The organism is Polyangium jinanense, from assembly GCF_028435365.1.
The window spans coordinates 1-18,992 of record NZ_JAGTJJ010000108.1 but is presented as its reverse complement, the minus strand read 5'-3'; the positions used below and the strand labels follow the sequence as shown (position 1 = coordinate 18,992).

Here is an 18,992-nt window from a genome sequence, read left to right as displayed (position 1 = left end):
CATGCCGAGGAGCGAAGAAGGTCGGAGGAAGGCAACGGCGCACGTCAACGCGGCTACCGCCACACGGAAGCGCAGCGTAAAAACCGCGCTAAAGGCCTTGACGTCGGAGCTGCCTCATCGTCGCCGTGCTCGCTTCGCTGCGCGCGGTGCGAGGCTTCGCCTCGCAGCCTTTCGCCTTCCGACGCTCTCGTGAACCCTCACGCGACGCTTCGGTGGCATTCAATAGCAAGTTGAGCACGACTCGCTGAAGCTGAATCGAATCACCGAACACGGGGGGAAGGTTGGGGGCCAACGCGGTCTCGAGCACCACCTCGTGGACCAACGCGCCGCTAGCCCCGGTCAAGGCCGAGCGCCCGCGCCACCCCGGCCCCGTAAGCGGGGTCGGCCTTGATGCAATTGGAGACGTGCCGGCGTTGGACCTCGACCGACGCGCCGCCGAGCGAGCGCGCGGTGTTGTCGAACAGCGCCTGCTGCTGCCCAGGAGACATCAATCGGAACAGGCAACCCGGCTGCTCCCAGTGATCCTCGTCCATGCGATGATCCCAATGCGCTGCGTCGCCGGCGACGGGCAGCGGCGGCTCGCCTGCGCTCGGGCTGTCGTTCCATTCGCCGTGTCGATTGGGGAAGTAGGAGGCCGTGGCGCCTAGATTGCCGTCGACGCGCATCGCGCCGTCACGGTGGAAGCTGTGGAACGGGCACCTCGGCGCGTTGACGGGGATCTGATTGAAGTTGACGCCCAGTCGGTAGCGCTGCGCGTCGCCGTACGAGAATAGCCGCGCCTGCAGCATCTTGTCCGGCGAGAAGCCGATCCCGGGGACGATATTGGCTGGCGAGAACGCGGCCTGCTCGACCTCAGCGAACACGTTGTCGGGGTTGCGATTCAGCTCGAGGACGCCGACCTCGATGAGCGGATAGTCGGCCTTCGGCCAGACCTTGGTGAGGTCAAACGGGTTGTGCCGGTGCGTCCGCGCCTGCGCCTCGGTCATGACCTGAAGGCAGAGCTTCCAGCGCGGAAACCGACCCGCCTCGAGGCTTTCGAATAGGTCGCGCTGGTGGCTCTCGCGGTCTCGCCCCACGACCGCTTCAGCTTCGGCGTCGCTCAGGTTATCGATCCCCTGCTGGCTGATGAAGTGGAACTTGACCCATACGCGCTCGTTCTTGGCATTGAGCATGCTGAAGGTATGGCTGCCAAAGCCATGCATCGTGCGGTAGCTGCGCGGGATGCCGCGATCGCTCATCACGATCGTCACCTGGTGGAGCGCCTCGGGCAGCGACGACCAGAAGTCCCAGTTATTGTCCGCGCTGCGCATCCCGGTCCGGGGGTCGCGCTTCACGGCATGATTGAGGTCGGGGAAGCGCAGCGGGTCGCGAAAGAAAAACACCGGCGTGTTGTTGCCAACGATATCCCAGTTGCCTTCTTCGGTGTAGAACTTCACCGCGAAGCCGCGGATATCACGCTCGGCGTCGGCGGCGCCGCGCTCGCCGGCGACTGTCGAGAATCGCACGAACACGGGCGTTTGCTTGCCGATCTGGGCGAACAGCCGCGCGCGGGTGTAGCGCGTGATGTCGTGCGTGACGGTGAACGTCCCGTACGCCCCTGAGCCTTTGGCGTGCATGCGCCGCTCGGGGATGACCTCGCGGTCGAAGTGCGCCAGCTTCTCGATCAGCCAGATGTCCTGCAGCAACGCAGGGCCGCGCGGACCGGCGGTTTGGATGTTCACATTGTCCACCACGGGCGCCCCCGTGGCGTGCGTCAATTTCGGCCTGGTAGACATCGGTGCCGCTCATGTAACGCAATCCTGCCGGCGCAGGAAACCCGACCTTGGTCGGGTTTCGATGTCAGGCTACATTCGCTGCGATGCAAGTTGCGCGCAAATCGCATGACATCGGCGACCCGACGCTGCCTGCATCTTCTGCATGACCGGCCCGCCGTGCCGAGAGCTCTGCGCGGGCCAATCCTTCGCGAATTGCATATCCGATGTGAGCGCAAGATTCGCCATCGCATCGTGCCCGAGCGGGGAGACCCATGACTCCAGCCGCGTTGAGCTGACGAACATCAGAAGGGCGTGGCGGCGGTGAAGGGTGCGCGGTGGGGGCGGGGGTCGAGGGGTAGGGGGCCGGCTTTCGCGGAACAATTGTGACGGTCAGCGCAACTCGAATTGTCATTGATCAACTGTGTCACTTTTGGTAGTTGCCTTGGGCCGCGCCTGGCAGTGAGCCGGACCGTCGCTTCCAGTCAACGAGTCCATGTCCACGCGAGCGCGCCCTCGCAGAGGACGAGCATGAACGAGCTGTCGGCTGGATCGGTGCTGCTCCGACACGATGGGGAGTGGGAGCTGTGGCGACGACTCGGGACGGCGCAACTGCCACCATCGCTCGTGCTCGCGCCTACTTCGAGACACGTCTCGGTCGAGCGCCTGCTTCACGAGCACGACCTCCGCGACCAGCTCGATCCGACCTGGGCAGTACGTCCCCGCGAGCTCGTGCAGGAGGCGGGCAAGCCGGTGCTCCTCCTCGACGACCCGGGCGGAGAGCTCCTCTCCACACGGCTGAAGCAGAGCGGCGACCTCGGTTCGCTGTTGCGAATCGCGACCGAGCTTTCGAGCGCTCTCGCCAGAACGCATGCGCACGGCTTGATTCACCAGGATATCCGTCCGGCCAACATTCTCGTCGACGCGGGCGGACGTGTCCGCCTCACTGGCTTCGGGCTCGCCATGCGCGCCGATCGCGAGCTCCGCATCTTCGACGCGGGGCGACACGGCGCGAGCTCGCTACCCTACATCGCCCCGGAGCAGACCGGCCGCATGAACCGTTCCGTCGACATGCGGAGCGATCTCTACTCTCTCGGCGTCACGCTGTATCAGCTCCTGGCCGGTGATCTGCCGTTCTCGGCATCGCTTCCGATCGAGTGGGTCCATTGCCACATCGCAAGGCCGCCGGTGCCGCTCGAAGAACGCGCCCCCGCGCTTCCGGCGACGATCGCCGCGATCGTCATGAAGCTCCTCGCCAAGGCACCCGAGGACCGCTACCAGACGGCGGCTGGCGTGGAGGTGGATCTCCGGCGCGGCCTCGAACAATGGGAAGCCGGAGTCGTATCCGCGTTCCCGCTCGGCGAAGCCGACATACCGGACCGCTTGGTCCTGCCTGAGCGCCTCTACGGAAGAGCGCGCGAGATCGACGACGTGTTACGCGCGTTCGAGCGCGTGGCCACCGAGGGAACCGCAGGGCTGCTCCTCATTTCCGGGCCCTCCGGCATCGGGAAATCGGTCGTCGCGCGCGAGCTCGATCGAGCTCTCCTCGCAAGACCGGGTTGGTTCGCGTCCGGCAAGTTCGATCAGTACAAGGGGAACATCCCCTACGCGCCGCTCTCGCAGGCTTTCGGCACTCTCGTAAGGCAGCTCCTCACCCGCTCGGAGGAGGAGCTCGCGCCGTGGCGTGAGGCGCTCGTCAGAGCGCTCGGCCCGAACGCCCCCCTCATGTGCGAGCTCGTGGCGGAGCTTTCCCTCGTCCTCGGACCGCAGCCGCCGGCTCCCGCTGTGCCGCTCGAGAACGTGCGGGACCGCCACTTCTTGGCCTTCCGTCAGTTTCTCTCGGCGTTCGCCCGAAACGACCGGCCGCTTGCGCTCTTCCTCGACGACCTCCAGTGGCTGGATCGCGGCACGCTCGATTTCGTCGACCACGTCGTGGCGCACCCGGACGTGAAGCACGTCCTCGTCGTCGGCGCCTACCGCAGCAACGAGGTCAGCGAAGCGCACCCGCTCACCGCGACGATCCGTCGGCTTCGCACCATGAGCGCGCCGCTCGTGGAGGTCGAGCTCGCCGGCCTCTCGAGCTCGCACGTGAGCGAGCTCTTGACCGACACGCTCCGGGCTCCTCCCGCCGACATCGACGACCTCTCTCGGCTCGTCGTCGAGAAGACGGAGGGCAATCCCTTCTTCGCGCTCCAGTTCTTTCGTGAGCTCTGTGATGCCCACTTGATCGGCTTCGATCGAGAACGTTGCCTTTGGGCGTGGGACCTCGACGTGATTCGAGGACGTCCTTCGACCGACAACGTCGTCGAGCTCATCCTTCGCCGCATCGAGCGGCTTCCGAGCACCACGGGCGACGCGCTCGCGGCGCTCGCGTGCTTCGGGAACGCCGCCGCGGCTGCCGAGCTGGCGAGCCACTGCGAGCGCGAGCTCCGAGAGATCGACGGCGGCCTCACCGACGCCGCCGCCGTCGGCCTACTCCAATCCGGGGCCTCGGGGTTCTCGTTCGTCCATGACCGCGTGCGCGAGGCTGCCTACTCGCTCCTCTCGGAAGATCAGAAGGCGGCGCTCCACGCGGCGATCGGTCGCAAGCTGCGCGGCGCGGCTCCGGCGGACATGGTCGAATCCGTGTTCGACGTCGTCGGACACCTGACGCGCGGGCTCCCGTTGTTGTCGGCGTCGGAGCGAGTGGACCTCGTGACGTTGAGCCTGGCCGCCAGCAAGCGCGCGAAATCGGCCGGCGCTCATGCGACCGCGCGGACGTACGTGAGCGAGGCGACGCGGATCCTGAAGAGCCTCGCGTCGGATCCGTGGCCCTTGCACCCCGAGCTCATGTTCGAGCTCGCCTACACCCATGCCGAGTGCGACTCGCTCTGCGGTGAGCTCGCGAGCGCCGAGCATCGACTCGCCGATCTCGCCGCCCGTACCACACGCCTGACCGACGCCGGAAGAGTCGCGGCGCTGCGCACCGCCGTCGCCGGCTACGCGGGTGACTCCGCCCGAGGCCTCGAGCTCGGGCTCGAGTACCTGGCTCGGGTTGGAAGCCCATTGCCACCGGAACCCACGGAAGCGGACCTCGCCCGAGAATACAGCCGGGTTCGCGAGCAGCTCGGGACGAGGAGCATCGTCGCCCTCGCAAGCCTTCCGATGTCCGACGACGACATTCACGCCCAAACCCTCGAGCTCGCGGTCCAGCTGGCCAAGGCGGCGCGGTGGAGCAATCGCGATCGGCTCTTCGATCTCTTGGCCTGCCGCATCGCCAATCTGAGCCTCGAGCGCGGCCACGCGGAAGCCTCGGCCGTCGGCTATGTGCTGCTGGGCGTCGTGGTCGGCCCCAGTTTCGGCGACTACGCCCTCACGCGCCTGCTCGGAGAGCTCGTCCTCGAACTCGTCGAACGCCATCGGCTCGACAGATACCGCGCCCTCGCGCGATTTGGCGTGGGTTCGTTGATCGCGCATTGGTGCCAACCCTTCGACGCTTGCGTACGCTACATGAGGGACGCGCTCGCAGAAGCACTCCCCATCGGAGAGCAGTTCGTCGAAAGCGCGGGGTTCCACATCGTCTCGATCTACCTGGCCAGTGGAAGCCCGCTCGCCGACGCAGAAGCGGAGGCAGTCGCCGCCCTCGAGGCGGCGACCAGGCTCAACGTTCTGCCGTGCGTCGGGCTCGCAGCCGACCAGCTCCGGTTGATCCGCACGCTGCGGCGGGCCGGCGGTGCCTTCCCCGATACGTCGGACGAGTCGCGCGACGAGGCGGCCTTCGAGCGCGACCTCGAGACGAACCCGGGGATGCCGCTCGTCACGTGCTGGTACTGGATCCGCAAGCTGACCGTCCGCTTCCTCTCGCGGGATCTCCCGACCGCGCTCCACGCCGCCAACGCCGCGCGCGCGCTCATCTGGTCTTCGACGTCGAACGTCGAAGTGGAAGAGCACCACTTCTACGCTGCGCTGGTGCACGCGGGGCTCTGCGACGGCGCGCTGCCCGAGGCCACACACGCGCATCGCGAGAGCCTGGCCGAGTACAAGCGGCAGCTCGACATCTGGGCGACCCACTGCCCCGAGAACTTCGGGGCGAAGGCGATTCTCCTCGCGGCGGAGACGGCGCGGATCGAAGCGCGGGTTCTCGACGCGGAGGGCCTCTACGAGAAGGCCATCCGCATGGCGCAGGAGCATCACCTGACCCACGTCGAGGCGATCGCCAGCGAGCACGCGGCGCGGTTCTACGAGCGGCGCGGCCAGGCGATCGTCAGCGAGGCCTATCTCCGCCACGCTCACGCCGCCTATCGCGCCTGGGGCGCGGAGGCGAAGGTGCGCGCGCTCGAGCATGCCCACCCGTTCCTCTTGGAAGGACAGCGCGGCGGAGGCCCCGCCGCGCTGGCGCGTGGGCTCCACGAGCTCGATCTGACGACGGTGGTCCGCCTGAGCCAAGCGATCTCGCAGGAGATCGTGCTCGAGCGATTGATCGAGACGCTGCTCAAGGCGGCGCTCGAGCACGCCGGCGCGCAGCGAGGTGTGCTGCTCCTGCCGCGCGGAGAGGCCCTCGAGGTCGTCGCCGAGGCGCGCGCGCAGCCCGATGGCGTGAGCCTCGACCTCCGGCGTGCTCCCGTCTCCGAGCGCGAACTCCCGCTCGCGCTGCTCCACTATGTTCGGCGGACGCAAGAGAGCGTGCTGCTCGGGGATGCGGCCGAGACAAACCAGTTCTCGGAGGAAGCCTACTTCCGTCGACGCGGATCACGCTCGGTGCTCTGCCTTCCCCTCGTCAAGCAGGCGCGGCTCGTAGGCGTTCTCCATCTGGAGAACGACCTCGCGCCTGGCATCTTCACACCGGGGCGCTTCGCGATCCTGGAGCTCTTGGCGTCGCAGTCCGCGATGTCGCTCGAGAACGCGCAGCTCTATGCGGACCTGCGGCAGGCCAAGGTCTACATGAGCAAAGCCGAGAGCATCGGTCAGACGGGCACCTTCAGCTGGAAGCCTCGGACGGAGGAGATCTTCTGGTCTGACGAGGTGTTCCGCATCTTCGGTGCGGCAAGCTCGCCATCGGTGGAGTCGATGCGCGCGCGCATCCATCCCCACGACCTCCGCATCTTCGATGCGCTCGTCGCCGACCCCTCGCGCCTCGTGGGAGGCCCGCAGGTCGAGTATCGGCTGATGATGCCGGACGGCTTCGTAAAGCACGTCAGCATTTCCGCCCATCGCGTATCCGGCGACTCGACGGAGCAGGAACAGTACGTCGGCGCCATCCGGGACGTCACGGAGGTCAGACGTTCGGAGGAGGCCCTCCAGCGCACGCAGGCAGCGCTCGCCGATCTCACGCGGGTGTCGAGTCTGGGCGAGATGGCAGCCGCGATCGCCCACGAGATCAGTCAGCCGCTTGCCGCGATCAGCGCCAATGCGAGCGCCTGCGTGAACTGGCTCCAGCGTGACCCGGCGAATCCGGGAGAGGCTCGCGAGGCCGCGAGCTCTATCGCCCGCGACGTCACGCGGGCGGAGAACGTGATCCGTCGGCTCCGAGCCCTGTTTGGACGCTCAGGGGAAGCGCACGTGCCGCTCGACCTCAACGAGGCGATCCGAGAGGTCGTCCTGCTGACACGGGCCCGCGTGCAGCGGAATGGCGCAGCGATCCGCCTGGACCTCGCCGAAAAGCTTCCCCCGGTGCTCGGCGACCGCGTTCAGCTGCAACAGGTCATCGTGAACCTCGTCGTCAATGCGTCCGAGGCGGCATACGGTGTAGCCCCCGGTCCCCACGAAATCCTGGTGCGAACGCGCCTGACCGATCCCGATGTCCTTGTGCTCGAGGTGAAGGACAGCGGTCCGGGCGTGAACCCGGAGGAGGCCGCGCGAATCTTCAGCCCTTTCTATACGACCAAGCAGGGAGGCATGGGGATGGGCCTCTCGATCTGCAAGACCATCGTAGAGAACCACGGTGGTCGGATTGGAGTGCGTCCGAACGAGGATCGAGGGGCGAACTTTCACGTCTCGCTCTCGGTTGGGCGCTAGAGCATCGACCGGTTCGATGCTCTAGGCATCGGCCGAAGGACCCGGCGCCGCCCGGGCGGCGATGGCGCTGCGGGTTGAGGGGCGCTTGCAGCTTGCTCCGCGCTTCTCCATTCAAGCATGGGCGGAAGAGGACTGGTTTATTTGTCCTACACGCTTGCCACCGCCTGGGCGGGCGCGGATGATGGGTCATGCGCTTACCCCCCATATCAGCATTCCTGTCGCCGATTGTCCTCATCGCCGCATCCATGCAGTCCGGCTGCGACGTCTACGGTGGCAAGACAGACGGACAGGATGGGAAGCTCGGCTTCTACGAGCCGCGCGAGTACCCCGCCGATAGCGGCTCGTCGGTGCTGGACTTCGAGCGTCCCATCGCGCTAGGGGCGCGCGCGGACGTCTGGGTGCTGGGCCCAGGGCTCGGCACGCTGATGGCCGCCGAAAGCGATGCACCGGAGATCGTCAGCGTGGTCTTCGACATTTACCCGATCGAGTTGCGCGCCGAGTCGGAGGGCGAGACGACCCTCCGCGTGACGGCCAGCAACGGCTCCGATAGCCTGCCTCTCACCGTCCAGCGGCCCGACGGGGCGCGCGTCTGGGTGCTCTCGACGCCTCCTCTCTTCGACAAACCGGATGGCTTCTACGGCCAGGGCTACGCGCTGCGTCCCGGCGCCTCCCTCCGGGTGGCGGCCGAGCCGCGCGCCGGCACCACAACCCTGCTCGGCTTCGATCTCTTCGATTGGTCGATGGACCCGGAGCTGCTGGCCCACGAGGCCGACGCTCAGGTCGTCAACACGCGACGCGTCGAGGCGCTCGGCAAGTCCGGCATCGCCCACATCAAGACCCAGCTCGGCGGCGACCTCGAGATCGCAACGCTGTCCGCGGAGGATAAGCCGACTTTGAAGCTCTACAGCTTCGCCAGCGATCTGGACAACCCGGTCGAGATAACGGCGCTCGCGCCGGGCGATCTCGGCGGGTTCGCCCTGGTCGGGAACGACGCGTCCGGCCGCTATGTCCAACCGAGCACGCAGGACGACCTAACGTTCGCGGCCGCGATCACCAGCGGCTCGGTGGTGCTCATCGAGGCGGAGCGCAGCGGTCGTTTCGTGTCGCTGCGCGCCTGCGCCGGAGTCGGCACCCTGCAGATCTCTTATCTGGGCGCCGAGCTCTCGGTCCCGATCGAGGTCACGCCGGATGTAGCGGACGAGTCCTGTCCATAGGGTATGTTCGACGCTGTTCGGGCTACTCGCGGTGACTGGGTTGCGCATAACGCATCCGGTCGAACGGCGGAGCTACGCCTGCATCGCCGACGATTGCGACAAACAATCGGCCTCCTGCGACTACCGGCTGCCCATCCCCATCGGGACTGCACGCTCAAAGGCGCCGCCTACACCTGCAACGCGCGCGATAACCTGTTCGAGGACCATCCGCTCTGCGTAGCCAACGCGAACAAGCACCTCTGGGGCGCCCCGCCCGCCCACCGTCTCCGGCACCGAGCGGTGCAGCGACATCAAGACCTACCAAGGCCTCGTCCTCCCCTCGAAAGACGCCTCGCCTCGCGCCTCGAACGTTCGAGATTTGCATCGTGGGTCGGAAGCTGTAGCTTGCACTCCGCTATGTCCGATCCGCTCTCCGCCAGCACCAAGGTCCGCATCGGAGGCGCTGTCCTCCTCGGCGCCGGCCTCGTGTGCTTGAAGATCGCCGTCATCGACGTTCTCGCGGCCGCGCGTGCCTTCAACGGAACGGTCACGACGTACATCAAGGCGACGGTCATCGCGCCGCTGTTCATCGCGCTTGGTTTGCTGTGCCTCGTCATCGGTGCGCCGCGCGAGCCCAAGCCGGGATCGCTGGTCCTCTACTTCGTGACCGGACATGGTCGGGACAGTCGGCTGAAGCCTCTCGGCTACGTGGGCGTCTTCATCATGATCGGGATCGGGCTCGGCCTCCACGCCTGGGTGAACGGCGAGCTGCGATCGCTTGGCTATGAGTAGGACGACGCGGGCCGGCGGGCCGCGGTCGTGAACATCGCCGCTCCACGCGTTTTCGATCCGCACGCTTCGCATTCCACGCGGAAAACGAAAACCCGCGCCGATCGCCGAGCACTTCATCGATACATCCCTGGCGGCCGCCACCCTCCGCCATGGCGGTGCCCCGGGGGCAGCCGGTTGCGGTAGAGCAGCAGGGGGCGCGCGGCGTCGATCGATGGGTCGCCCACGGGGAGCATCGTGAGGAGCTTGCCTGCGGCGACGTGCGAAAGGGCTACGATCTCGACATCCCCCGCCGCGGCGGCCGTGATCTCGTTCTGGACGAGCACTTCGAGAAGCGTCGTGCGCGGGTAGGCTCCGGGAACGCCCCAAAGGGCGGCCACGGGGCGGGAAGTGGCACCAACATGCGCCAACGGGGTCGATCCGCCGTCAGCAGGACGCAGATCCATCGGGTTGCGACGGGTGAGGGCCTCCGGAATCCGAAGCGGAAGCGGTAGCGGCAGCCGAGATCTCCCACTCATTCACGCGGCTGCATCCCGCAATCCCCTGTGGATCCTGGTTCCTTCAAGACGAACCATTCCCCCCATTTCCCGGTTGCAATCCCCGCCAAACCATGAGACACAAAAAAGCGACGCCAGCCGGCGCTAGGACACCGACCGGCGTCTCCCCACAACCCCGTTCCATCCCCGGAGTCATGAGTCATGACAACGATACCGCTCCATCCGCCGCCGGCAAACTTTACGGCGGCGCACGCCCTCCTCGGGCGCCTTTACCTCGAACATCGTGATTTCCTGCGCCGTCTTCTTCTCGGCCAAGCGATCCCATCCGGCGACGTGGACGATGTCGTGCAAGACGTCTTCCTCACGGCCTGGCGCCGCCTTGAATGCCTTGTCACGCCGGAGCAGGCTCGCCCGTGGCTCCTGGTGATCGGGCTCAACCATGCGCGCAACCATCGAAAGCTGGCGCGTTGCGAGCGCGAGGTCCTCGCGGGGCTTGCGGATGACTTTCCCGAGCGGGAAGACGAAGCGGAGTCGATCGGAATGTTCGTCCAGGCGACGTACGGGCTCTTCCGGCTCAAGCGCTTCCTCTTGAAGATCGGGCCGCGCATCCGGGCCGTGGTGGTGCCGTACCTGGAGGGCCGTTCGATCCGGGAGATCGCCGAAGCGCTCGGCATCAAGACGAAGACCGCCCACGCCCGCCTGCGGCTCGCCCGGGAGCAGCTGAAGACGCTCGCGCTGGCGTGACCACCATTGGTGGCGGTCGATAGCGTCTCGACGAATTTTCAAGCTACTCTATGGAGCCAACCCCACGCTGCCGACCACCATGATCATCTGCTGCTCGCACGACCAGGCAGGACCCGACACCCTCGTCATCATCTACGCGCGCGATCGTGAGCTCCTGGGTCATCGATACAAGCTGGACCCCGCCGCCACGGTGGTCACGGTCGGACGCCACGCTGAAAACACCATCACGATCGACGGCGACGCGGTCTCGCGGTGCCATGCGCGTTTCGAGAAGCGCGCCGAGGGCTGGTGGGTGGTCGACAACAACAGCACCAACGGCACCTTCGTCAACGACGAGCGGGTGTCAGGGGCGCTGCTGCGCTGTGGCGATCGGGTGAACCTCGGGAACACGATCTTCAGGTCCTGCTGCGCCGAGTGCGGGCGGCTGATCGACGAAACAAAGTACTCGACGTCGCCGATCGACGGCCTGACAAAGGCGTACAACCGCCGTTATCTCATCGAGCAGCTCGACGCCGCGTTGCGGCGCACGGAGCACCCCGAGCATCCGCTCGCGCTCGTGATGTTCGACCTCGATCATTTCAAGAGGATCAATGACTCGTTCGGGCACATGGCGGGTGACCAGGTGCTACGAGAGGTCGCGTCGCTCACGCAGCAGCACGTGCGCCCGGGCGATGTCTTTGCACGATACGGCGGGGAAGAGTTCGTGTTGATGCTGCCCGGGACCGACCTTCAGGGAGCCGCGGCGCTGGCCGAAACGATCCGCGCAGCGGTCGCGGCCCACGTGGTGACGTTCGAGGAGCACACGATCTCGCTGACCATCTCGGCGGGCGTCGCACAAGCGGACGAGAATACCTGCGTCGCCAACGATCTCATCAGGCCGGCAGACGAGAGGCTCTACCAGGCCAAATGCGACGGCCGTAATCGCGTGCGCTCGTAGGGGCGCACGAGAGCGCCGATCCGTTCCACGTCCCCGATCCTGCGCCATCCTCGTGCGGAGCTGTTCGACGACGCCTTCCAGGACGAACTCGCCAAGATGTAACCGGCGATAGAAAGGACACCGTTGACCGCCACGCGGGAAGCGTGCTACGCCCCCGAGGAGACGGAATCCTGGTTTATTTGTCCTGGACGCTAGGAGAGCCTGATGGCCATCGATTCCAGTTCCCCGATCGAGATCACCGCGTTCAAATGGGTGCCTGAAATCGCGCGGGGTCAGGTGCGAGACCTGCGCGTGCGCTGGGCGCTCGAGGAGGTCGGCCAACGCTACGAAGTGCAGTACCTCGTGCTCGGCGAGCACAAGCAGCCGCCGCATCGCGCGCGTCAGCCGTTCGGCCAAGTGCCGACCTATCAGGACAGCGAGGTCACGCTGTTCGAATCGGGCGCGATCGTGCTGCATATCGCGGAACGGTTCGAAGGACTGTTGTCCGACAATCCCGCGGCGCGGGCGCGTGCGATCCAATGGATGTTCACCGCGCTCAACACGATCGAGCCGCCCCTCACGGACTATATGTTCGTCACCATCTTCGAGGCCGGCAAGCCGTGGTCCGAACCGCGCCGCGCCGCGGTCGAGGCGCGCGTTCACGAGCGGCTCGGCGAATTGTCACAACGACTCGGCGACCGGCAATGGCTCGATGGCGGCGGCTTCACGGCGGGCGATCTGCTGATGGTCACGGTGCTGCGCATTGTCGAGGGCAAGGGGCTGGTCGAGCAATACGATAACCTCGCCGCTTACATGGCACGCGGCATTGCACGCCCGGGCTTCAAGAAGGCTCTGGCCGACCAGTTGGCGGGGTTTGCCGAGACACCGCCGCCCGAAGCGTCGGCGTGGATGGAAAAGCAGCAACAAGGAAAGCGGTCCTGACGGCTTCGTCGCGGCGGTGGAGATCGCTTTCGGCGCCATCGTCACGGGGCCGCACGAGGTGCCCGGCGGCCGACTGGATTGTTCAGGGCACCGATCCGCAGGGCGCCGACTTCGGTCGGCGGCAAAGAGAGGAGAGGAACGATGAACAAGAACACGATCTGCCTGTGGTACGACCATGACGCGGAAGAGGCCGCGCGCTTTTACGCCCGGACCTTTCCCGACAGCGCGGTCGGCGCGGTGCACCGGGCGCCGTCCGACTTTCCAGGCGGCAAGGCGGGCGACGTCCTGACGGTCGAGTTCACGGTGTGCGGCGTGCCGTGTATTGGCCTCAACGGCGGGGCCACGTTCAAGCAGAGCGAGGCGTTCTCCTTTCAGATCGCCACCGACGACCAGGCGGAGACCGACCGTTATTGGAACGCGATCGTCGGCAACGGCGGCACGGAGAGCGCGTGCGGCTGGTGCAAGGACAAATGGGGCCTGTCGTGGCAGATCACGCCGCGCGTCCTGACCGAGGCGATGGCCAGGGGCGGCGATGTGGCGAAGCGCGCGTTCGGGGCGATGATGCAGATGCGGAAGATCGATGTCGCCAAGATCGAGGCGGCGGTGCGCGGCGAGGCCGTGCCGGCATGAGCCTTCAGCTCTCCGCGCATCGGTTCTAGGCCTACGGACTGTTCGGGATCCGCCCGGGGGTGGCAAGCCCCGCATCCGCGAGGGCGTCGCCAAAGATCGACGCGTGTCGATCGAGGATCCGCAGATGCGCCACGGGCGCAAGAGCAAATCCAAGCGCTTCAAGGGCTACAAGCAACACATCGCGAATGACCTGGATACCGAGCTGATCCGGGCCGTCTCCGTTACGCCCGCCAATCGTCCCGAAGGCGAGGGTGCGGCAGGGACGCGAGCCTCTGCTAGCGACCTGGCCTTCCGCATTCGCGTGGACGCGAGCCTCTGCTAGCGACCTGGCCTTCCGCGTTCGCGTGGACGCGAGCCTCTGCTAGCGACCTGGCCCTCCGCGTTCGCGTGGACGCGAGCCTCTACTAGCGACCTGGCCTTCCGCATTCGCGTAGACGCGACCCCCGCTCGCGACCTAGCCCTCCGCATTCGCGTGGACGCGAGCCGCCGCTTGCGACCTGGCCTTCCGCATTCGCGTAGACGCGAGCCGCCGCTTGCGACCTAGCCTTCCGCGTTCGCGTGGACGCGAGCTCTGCTCGCGACTTGGCCTTCCGCATTCGCGTGGAGGGGTAGTGCCCTAATTCGCCCCAATTCGGCAAACTAGGGCGCTTCGACGATTGCGACCGCGTAGGATGTGGCCTGCCTGAAAAGGCGCCGCCCCGTGGGACCTGTGAACCCCACGAGGCGACTTGGCCGCAACCCCTCTTGCCGAGGTCGCAACCCATGCTTCGTCTAGTACACCCCGCTCCGCGGGGCCAAGGGACTCGTCCGCCTTCCGACCGGAAGAGCCCGGCTCTTTTCCCCACGTCCGAAGAGCGCGCCCACATGCGGGCCGCCGAGCGCAACATCTCCCGCGCCTACGGCGGACGCGATGTGCTCGCCGCCGCGATGGGCGTCTCCCGGAGCGTCCTCGTCAACATGCGGCGCGGGACGTCCTACGCCGTCGCCGTGCTGCTCGCTCGCGCGGGCGGCATCACCGTCGAGCAGGTCCTTTCCGGTCGTCCCCACGTCGCGGGAGCGTGTGCTCTCTGCGGTCGGAAAGGGGGCGCGTCGTGATGGCCGCGTCTCGCTTCACCGGATCCGGGCTGATCGAGATCCAGAGGTCGAACCTTCGCGCTCTGCTTCGCCATCTTCACCGCGAGCAAGGCTCATGGGTTCGCGTCGCCCATGCCCTCGGCTACCGGCGCGCCGTCGTCGTCGGCTTCTTCGACGGGACGGAACCCGGAAACATGGCGCTCGCGCGAAGCATCGCGCGCGCCGTGGGCTTGTCGCTCGACGATGCCCTCGCGGGCAAGGCTCCCCCGAGGAAGCCGCCGTCGCTCGTCCTCGTGACGTCCCCGAAGCGGAAGGGAGGCGCGCGATGATCGAGCAAGATCATGAACCGCCGAGCCTACCCGCGGTCCTCACGGAGGAGCAAGCGGCGCGCGTCCGGAAGGCGCTCGCGCCCTTCGTCGCGGGGCGGACGGCGCGGGAATCGGCGAAGGCGCTCGGGTTCGCCCGCATGTACGTGCGCGCCGTCCTCCACGGGGAGATCCGCTGCACGCTGCTCTTCGCTTCGCGCGTCGCGCACGTGCTCGGGGTGGATCTCGACGCCCTCGTGCGGGGGGACGAGACGTGATCCGGCAGCGCGCCTCCCCCGGCGGGGGCGCGCCGATCGTCGAAGCGGACGCGGAGGACATCGAGGCCATGCGCCCGATGCTCCTTCGTCATGCCCGCGCGATCGGCGTGGCGAGCGCTCACGCTCCGGACATCGTGCAGGAGACGATCATCACGACGTGGGAAGCCCTGGCCGAAGGACGCGTCCGCGGCGGAGAGAAGACGCCGCCCGATGCGTCCTTGCTGGGCTTCATGAAGCAGACGGCGTGGTATCGGGCGCAAAATCTCATGAGGCGCGCATCGACGTTGTACGAGGCCCCGGCGTCCGCGCTTCGGGACGTCCCGATCCTCGTGTCGCCGGATCCGACGTCAGCGATCGAAGCGCGGGACCTGCTCGCGCGGGTCATGGCGTCGAGCCCGAGCGTCGCCCGCGTCGTGGAGCTGGCCGCCCGCGGACTCGTCGGGGCCGACGCGGCGCGAGAGGTAGGCCAGCCCCGGGCGACGTTCCACGCCCACGAGAAGAAGCTCCGCGCCGCCCTCCGGAAGCTCGGCGCGGCCCCCGCCCCGAAGCAGGCTCCACGCCCCACGTGGAAGACCCGCAAGCGCAAGCGCTGAACGCGCGAGCGCCGCCTACTCCGGCGGCGCTCGCCGCACCGCCGTGCCGCGATATGTACCGAACGGCACGCCTGATGGTCAGCTTTTTTTTGCTGTGGTCTTCGTGCTGACGTAGGGTAGAGTCGGGAGACGCCCCATGAGCCAACGGACTCTAGCCATAAACCTACAATATCCCGAAGACCCGCGCGAGATCCGGGAATCTTACACGAACTACATCGCTGTGAATGCAGTCGGCGAAGAGATCATTTTGGACATTTGCCAGCTTCAACCACAATCGATCCGGTCGCACGAGGATCGGCAAATGATCGATGCGCTGGTTCAGCAACGTCTCACCATGACGCGCGACCATGCAACGCGTCTCGTTCAAGTACTGCTTCGTACATTGAAGGCGGCCGAGGGTCTAGGGGTCGTCCTGGGGCTCCCTCAATCGGGCGACGACGCGACACCTACCGAATAAGGGCCATATGCCGCCCGCCTCAACTGCTACTACTACTTGTGTGGTCGCGGCCATTACAACGGCGGCAACCGTGTCAATTGCTGTCGCCGCTCCGACGGCTCCTAACGTCCAGAACGTTCACGAGTTGAATACCGTGGCAACGGTCGCCGCTCAAACGGATGTGTCGGCACACGAGGACCTGTTGCGGACATGGCTGCGAGCGACGACGGATGTATACGATGAGGTGCGCATTATGATAGAGCGAATGCGCAACAAGACGCTCGCCGCATTGGCTGAAACGAACATTCGTAGTCTTTTGAACGCCGCGCATACGTACCAAGCTAGGGTGCTCCCGCCAATAAGTGCAACGGAGGACGCGTATGATGGTGCGCTACTAATTGAATGGATCTTTCCGGGGCGGCGAATTGGCCTTACCATTGATCTCAACCCGGATGAAACCGGCTGGTATTACGTCGCGTCGGACGCATGTGGCGGAGTCGTACACTCGGGCGGCATGGAGTCCTTCGACCCGTTTCAGCTTGTCGCATGGGCACTACGGGAGACATGACATCCACAGCGGAGTTTCCCCACTATTGCCTGCGTGGGTTGCGTGGCAGCAAATGCATCCAAAACGGGGAAGTTGCGGCTACGGCGTTTCTTCCGGATGAGCGTACCGCTGCCAACCGCCCGGACGGTCGTAGCGAGACCTCTATAAATTTTGATGACGATCGCGAGGCTCTCGTCACCACACAGAAGGACACGAACAACGCCAAATACGGCGTTGCCAAGTTGTCCCTAGAAGCCATCGACTACGCGAGTCTTGCACTTGGGCGACCACTGCGGCTGGATTATGAGCGTTCTCCGACGCCAACCAACAAGTATCATGGGAATATCTTGTTCAGCGGCGGCTTGCGGAAGCGCGAAACCGCCACGCTTGCGGCTGTGCTAGCTACGCGGGCAACGCTTATCGAGAGTCATGCCAACACGGACACGAGTGGTGCGTCTTCCGGTTCGATCGAAAGTCGATAGAGCTTCCGGGATGTTGCGTGGCTAGCGCACTACCATTGCTCGTCGTTCGGATCGTCATCGAAGAACGCAAGTTGTCGCGGTCTCGGACGCCACGCGAACAGGTCAAGCTGCGTCCCCGGGGGCGGTAGCGGCTCGCGCGGAGCCTCCCCCGTCCCGACCCTCGCCGGGGGAGCGGCGGGCGGCGTAGGCGCGCGCGGGGCCTCGCTGGGCTTGCCCTTCCCGCCGTCCACGACGCGGAGGAAGCCCCGACCGCTGGGAAGCTCGCGGTGTGTCGTCTCGGGCACGCGGGGCACAAGCGGAACGGGCGCCGGGGACTCGCAAGGTTCCGCCGTCATCACGGCGGTCAGGAACTCGTCGAGCTCCCAGATGTGATCGGTGACGCCCGCAGCCATGGCGGGCGTGATCTTCATGCCCTTCTGCACGCGCCCCAGGTTGAACCACGCGTAGGAGAGCGCGAGTGCCGCACGGTGGTTCTCGGGCCGCTTGCTGAACGCCAAGCAAAGCCGACGCAGGCGCCCGTTCATGTGCCGGATCGTGAGGTTGTTGCGCTCGACGTGCGCCGTGGTTGACGTCGCGAGGTTTGGCGCGCCGAGAGCCGCGCGCTTCACGAGCAGAGGATCTCGCGACGGTTCGTACCTGTGATCCGGGCCCTTCTTCCCGCCCTTCTGCCACGTCTTGACGACCTGGCCGAAGTCGACGCCCGCGCCGAACGCCTTGGCGACCGCGGGCTCGTACGCCGCGTAACCGTCGCTCGTGATCTGCGGCATCGCGACGAGCCGGGCCCGGACGTCGGTCATGAAGGCGTCGGCGCTCGCCTGGTCGCGCCTCCCTGCGTGCCACGAGATCACCATGCGCGAGACGCCGCAGACGGCGACCCACACCCAGACGTCGCCGAAGCCCGCGGGATGCTCGGCCGTCTTCCGAGCCTCTTTGACGCCGCACCACGTCCAGATCTCATCCATCTCGATGAGCGTGCAGGAGAGGTTCCGCGCGAGTCGGTTGTGAAGGTGGCCCGCGCCCGTGCCCGCGGCGAAGGCGAAGCGCGAGATCGTGTCCTGGTGGACGCCCGTCATCCGCGACGCCGCACGCACGCTGTTGCCGTCCAGGAGCGCCGCGAGCACGCGCAGGCGCTTCTCGTGAGAGAGCAGGTTCGCCATGGTCCCCCGAAGCCGCAGGGCGCGACGGTTTGTCGTCGTTCGCTCACCCGCGGAAGGTCAATCGATGGGACCAACCTATCACGGAACACGTATGTTTTGCGGGTTTTCTGGGTGTCAATGGGACATTGAATGTCCTACGCGCGTTGCCCCGGACGACAACGATCCCCAATCCTTGACTCTGAGACGAGTGCAGGCGAACCAGGGTGAGTGTTGGCGGCGAGGTGCTGCCGACGCGTAGGAGAAGTCCCATGAAATCTACAGTTTCGTTTGAGATCGACCTGGCCGTCGCGGAGAGCGCGAAGGTCCCGACCGTCCCCAGCCCGCTCGCCGAAGCGAAGGCGTTTGGCGATGCGCTCGCGGCCCAGAAGCACATGACCAGGCACGTGGATCAGATGCGCGATGCGGCTGGCCTGGCGAAGGCGTTCCAGCCGCTCAAGGCGCTGCGTCCGTTCAAGAAGTGAGTCATGGGCGCCCGGGTTGGTTCGCCGGTCCGGGCGCCCTTTCCCATGCCCTGGTTTGAAGGGCTCGATCTGCCCTAATACCTTAGGAGATCCCCCGGCTCTGCCGGGGAGGCAGCCGAAGTTTGACATTTCCGGGGGTCTAAAGGCGGAACCCCCTTCGTGAGCCGCTCAAAGCAACACGAAAGGGGTTCCAGTGGACGAGT

18 protein-coding genes and 1 pseudogene are annotated in these 18,992 nt (G+C 66.3%); 16 read left to right on the top strand and 3 right to left on the bottom strand.

The window, feature by feature from the left end:
- Nucleotides 1–329 precede the first annotated feature (329 nt).
- A complete protein-coding gene (locus tag KEG57_RS53525) occupies nt 330–1,775 on the bottom strand; it encodes a catalase (RefSeq protein WP_272428702.1) in 1,446 nt (481 codons plus the stop codon).
- A gap of 507 nt (nt 1,776–2,282) precedes the next feature.
- On the opposite strand from KEG57_RS53525, the gene KEG57_RS53520 reads away from it, so the two are divergent.
- The 3 genes from KEG57_RS53520 to KEG57_RS53510 all read left to right on the top strand — a co-directional run bounded on the left by KEG57_RS53520 (nt 2,283) and on the right by KEG57_RS53510 (nt 9,730).
- Nucleotides 2,283–7,745 carry an AAA family ATPase gene (locus tag KEG57_RS53520; protein ID WP_272428700.1) on the top strand — a complete coding sequence of 1,821 codons (5,463 nt, stop codon included), beginning with the start codon at nt 2,283–2,285 and terminating at the stop codon, nt 7,743–7,745.
- 188 nt (nt 7,746–7,933) lie between these two features.
- On the top strand, nt 7,934–8,959 hold the full coding sequence (locus tag KEG57_RS53515; RefSeq protein WP_272428699.1) for a hypothetical protein: 1,026 nt from the start codon (nt 7,934–7,936) through the stop codon (nt 8,957–8,959).
- Nucleotides 8,960–9,355: 396 nt separating this feature from the next.
- Nucleotides 9,356–9,730 carry a hypothetical protein gene (locus KEG57_RS53510; RefSeq protein ID WP_272428697.1) on the top strand — a complete coding sequence of 125 codons (375 nt, stop codon included), beginning with the start codon at nt 9,356–9,358 and terminating at the stop codon, nt 9,728–9,730.
- 113 nt (nt 9,731–9,843) lie between these two features.
- Here KEG57_RS53510 and KEG57_RS53505 read toward each other — a convergent pair whose 3' ends face one another.
- A complete protein-coding gene (locus tag KEG57_RS53505; RefSeq protein ID WP_272428696.1) occupies nt 9,844–10,107 on the bottom strand; it encodes a hypothetical protein in 264 nt (87 codons plus the stop codon).
- Between the two features lie 318 nt (nt 10,108–10,425).
- On the opposite strand from KEG57_RS53505, the gene KEG57_RS53500 reads away from it, so the two are divergent.
- From KEG57_RS53500 to KEG57_RS53445, 12 genes and pseudogenes are all read left to right on the top strand, one after another.
- A complete protein-coding gene (locus KEG57_RS53500; RefSeq protein ID WP_272428695.1) occupies nt 10,426–10,968 on the top strand; it encodes an RNA polymerase sigma factor in 543 nt (180 codons plus the stop codon).
- A gap of 190 nt (nt 10,969–11,158) precedes the next feature.
- On the top strand, nt 11,159–11,905 hold the full coding sequence (locus KEG57_RS53495) for a diguanylate cyclase (RefSeq protein WP_272428692.1): 747 nt from the start codon (nt 11,159–11,161) through the stop codon (nt 11,903–11,905).
- Nucleotides 11,906–12,109: 204 nt separating this feature from the next.
- Nucleotides 12,110–12,826 (top strand): glutathione S-transferase family protein, encoded by a 717-nt coding sequence (locus KEG57_RS53490; protein WP_272460043.1) that lies wholly within the window; start codon nt 12,110–12,112, stop codon nt 12,824–12,826.
- Between the two features lie 141 nt (nt 12,827–12,967).
- Entirely contained in the window at nt 12,968–13,456 is a 489-nt protein-coding gene (locus KEG57_RS53485; protein ID WP_272428688.1) for a VOC family protein, read from the top strand.
- 52 nt (nt 13,457–13,508) lie between these two features.
- Nucleotides 13,509–13,712 (top strand): annotated as a pseudogene (locus tag KEG57_RS53480) (transposase); the annotation flags it as partial.
- 608 nt (nt 13,713–14,320) lie between these two features.
- A complete protein-coding gene (locus KEG57_RS53475; RefSeq protein ID WP_272428687.1) occupies nt 14,321–14,551 on the top strand; it encodes a hypothetical protein in 231 nt (76 codons plus the stop codon).
- Nucleotides 14,548–14,859, top strand: coding sequence for a hypothetical protein (locus KEG57_RS53470; protein WP_272428685.1), 312 nt, complete (start codon nt 14,548–14,550; stop codon nt 14,857–14,859). The genes KEG57_RS53475 and KEG57_RS53470 overlap by 4 nt, the downstream gene beginning before the upstream one ends.
- Nucleotides 14,856–15,113: a helix-turn-helix domain-containing protein gene (locus KEG57_RS53465; protein WP_272428683.1), complete on the top strand. Its 258-nt coding sequence runs from the start codon at nt 14,856–14,858 to the stop codon at nt 15,111–15,113. Before KEG57_RS53470 ends, KEG57_RS53465 begins: the two co-directional genes overlap by 4 nt.
- On the top strand, nt 15,110–15,706 hold the full coding sequence (locus tag KEG57_RS53460; protein ID WP_272428681.1) for a sigma-70 family RNA polymerase sigma factor: 597 nt from the start codon (nt 15,110–15,112) through the stop codon (nt 15,704–15,706). Before KEG57_RS53465 ends, KEG57_RS53460 begins: the two co-directional genes overlap by 4 nt.
- Before the next feature lie 136 nt (nt 15,707–15,842).
- A complete protein-coding gene (locus tag KEG57_RS53455) occupies nt 15,843–16,163 on the top strand; it encodes a hypothetical protein (RefSeq protein ID WP_272428679.1) in 321 nt (106 codons plus the stop codon).
- A 40-nt stretch (nt 16,164–16,203) separates the two neighbouring features.
- The gene (locus tag KEG57_RS53450; protein ID WP_272428678.1) at nt 16,204–16,710 is read left to right on the top strand and encodes a hypothetical protein; all 507 of its coding nucleotides are present in this window, start codon (nt 16,204–16,206) and stop codon (nt 16,708–16,710) included.
- Entirely contained in the window at nt 16,707–17,171 is a 465-nt protein-coding gene (locus KEG57_RS53445; RefSeq protein WP_272428676.1) for a hypothetical protein, read from the top strand. The genes KEG57_RS53450 and KEG57_RS53445 overlap by 4 nt, the downstream gene beginning before the upstream one ends.
- A 29-nt stretch (nt 17,172–17,200) precedes the next feature.
- On the opposite strand, the gene KEG57_RS53440 is transcribed toward KEG57_RS53445, so the two are convergent.
- A complete protein-coding gene (locus tag KEG57_RS53440) occupies nt 17,201–18,328 on the bottom strand; it encodes a transposase (protein ID WP_272428675.1) in 1,128 nt (375 codons plus the stop codon).
- 248 nt (nt 18,329–18,576) lie between these two features.
- Between KEG57_RS53440 and KEG57_RS53435 the strand changes: the two genes are divergently transcribed.
- Entirely contained in the window at nt 18,577–18,789 is a 213-nt protein-coding gene (locus KEG57_RS53435; RefSeq protein WP_272428674.1) for a hypothetical protein, read from the top strand.
- Nucleotides 18,790–18,992 lie beyond the last annotated feature (203 nt).

Bases quoted from the DNA above. Each gene is read 5' to 3' on its own strand.
- KEG57_RS53525 (WP_272428702.1), bottom strand. From the start codon at position 1,775: ATGTCTACCAGGCCGAAATTGACGCACGCCACGGGGGCGCCCGTGGTG.
- KEG57_RS53520 (WP_272428700.1), top strand. From the start codon at position 2,283: ATGAACGAGCTGTCGGCTGGATCGGTGCTGCTCCGACACGATGGGGAG.
- KEG57_RS53515 (WP_272428699.1), top strand. From the start codon at position 7,934: ATGCGCTTACCCCCCATATCAGCATTCCTGTCGCCGATTGTCCTCATC.
- KEG57_RS53510 (WP_272428697.1), top strand. From the start codon at position 9,356: ATGTCCGATCCGCTCTCCGCCAGCACCAAGGTCCGCATCGGAGGCGCT.
- KEG57_RS53500 (WP_272428695.1), top strand. From the start codon at position 10,426: ATGACAACGATACCGCTCCATCCGCCGCCGGCAAACTTTACGGCGGCG.
- KEG57_RS53490 (WP_272460043.1), top strand. From the start codon at position 12,110: ATGGCCATCGATTCCAGTTCCCCGATCGAGATCACCGCGTTCAAATGG.
- KEG57_RS53485 (WP_272428688.1), top strand. From the start codon at position 12,968: ATGAACAAGAACACGATCTGCCTGTGGTACGACCATGACGCGGAAGAG.
- KEG57_RS53475 (WP_272428687.1), top strand. From the start codon at position 14,321: ATGCGGGCCGCCGAGCGCAACATCTCCCGCGCCTACGGCGGACGCGAT.
- KEG57_RS53465 (WP_272428683.1), top strand. From the start codon at position 14,856: ATGATCGAGCAAGATCATGAACCGCCGAGCCTACCCGCGGTCCTCACG.
- KEG57_RS53455 (WP_272428679.1), top strand. From the start codon at position 15,843: ATGAGCCAACGGACTCTAGCCATAAACCTACAATATCCCGAAGACCCG.
- KEG57_RS53445 (WP_272428676.1), top strand. From the start codon at position 16,707: ATGACATCCACAGCGGAGTTTCCCCACTATTGCCTGCGTGGGTTGCGT.
- KEG57_RS53440 (WP_272428675.1), bottom strand. From the start codon at position 18,328: ATGGCGAACCTGCTCTCTCACGAGAAGCGCCTGCGCGTGCTCGCGGCG.
- KEG57_RS53435 (WP_272428674.1), top strand. From the start codon at position 18,577: ATGAAATCTACAGTTTCGTTTGAGATCGACCTGGCCGTCGCGGAGAGC.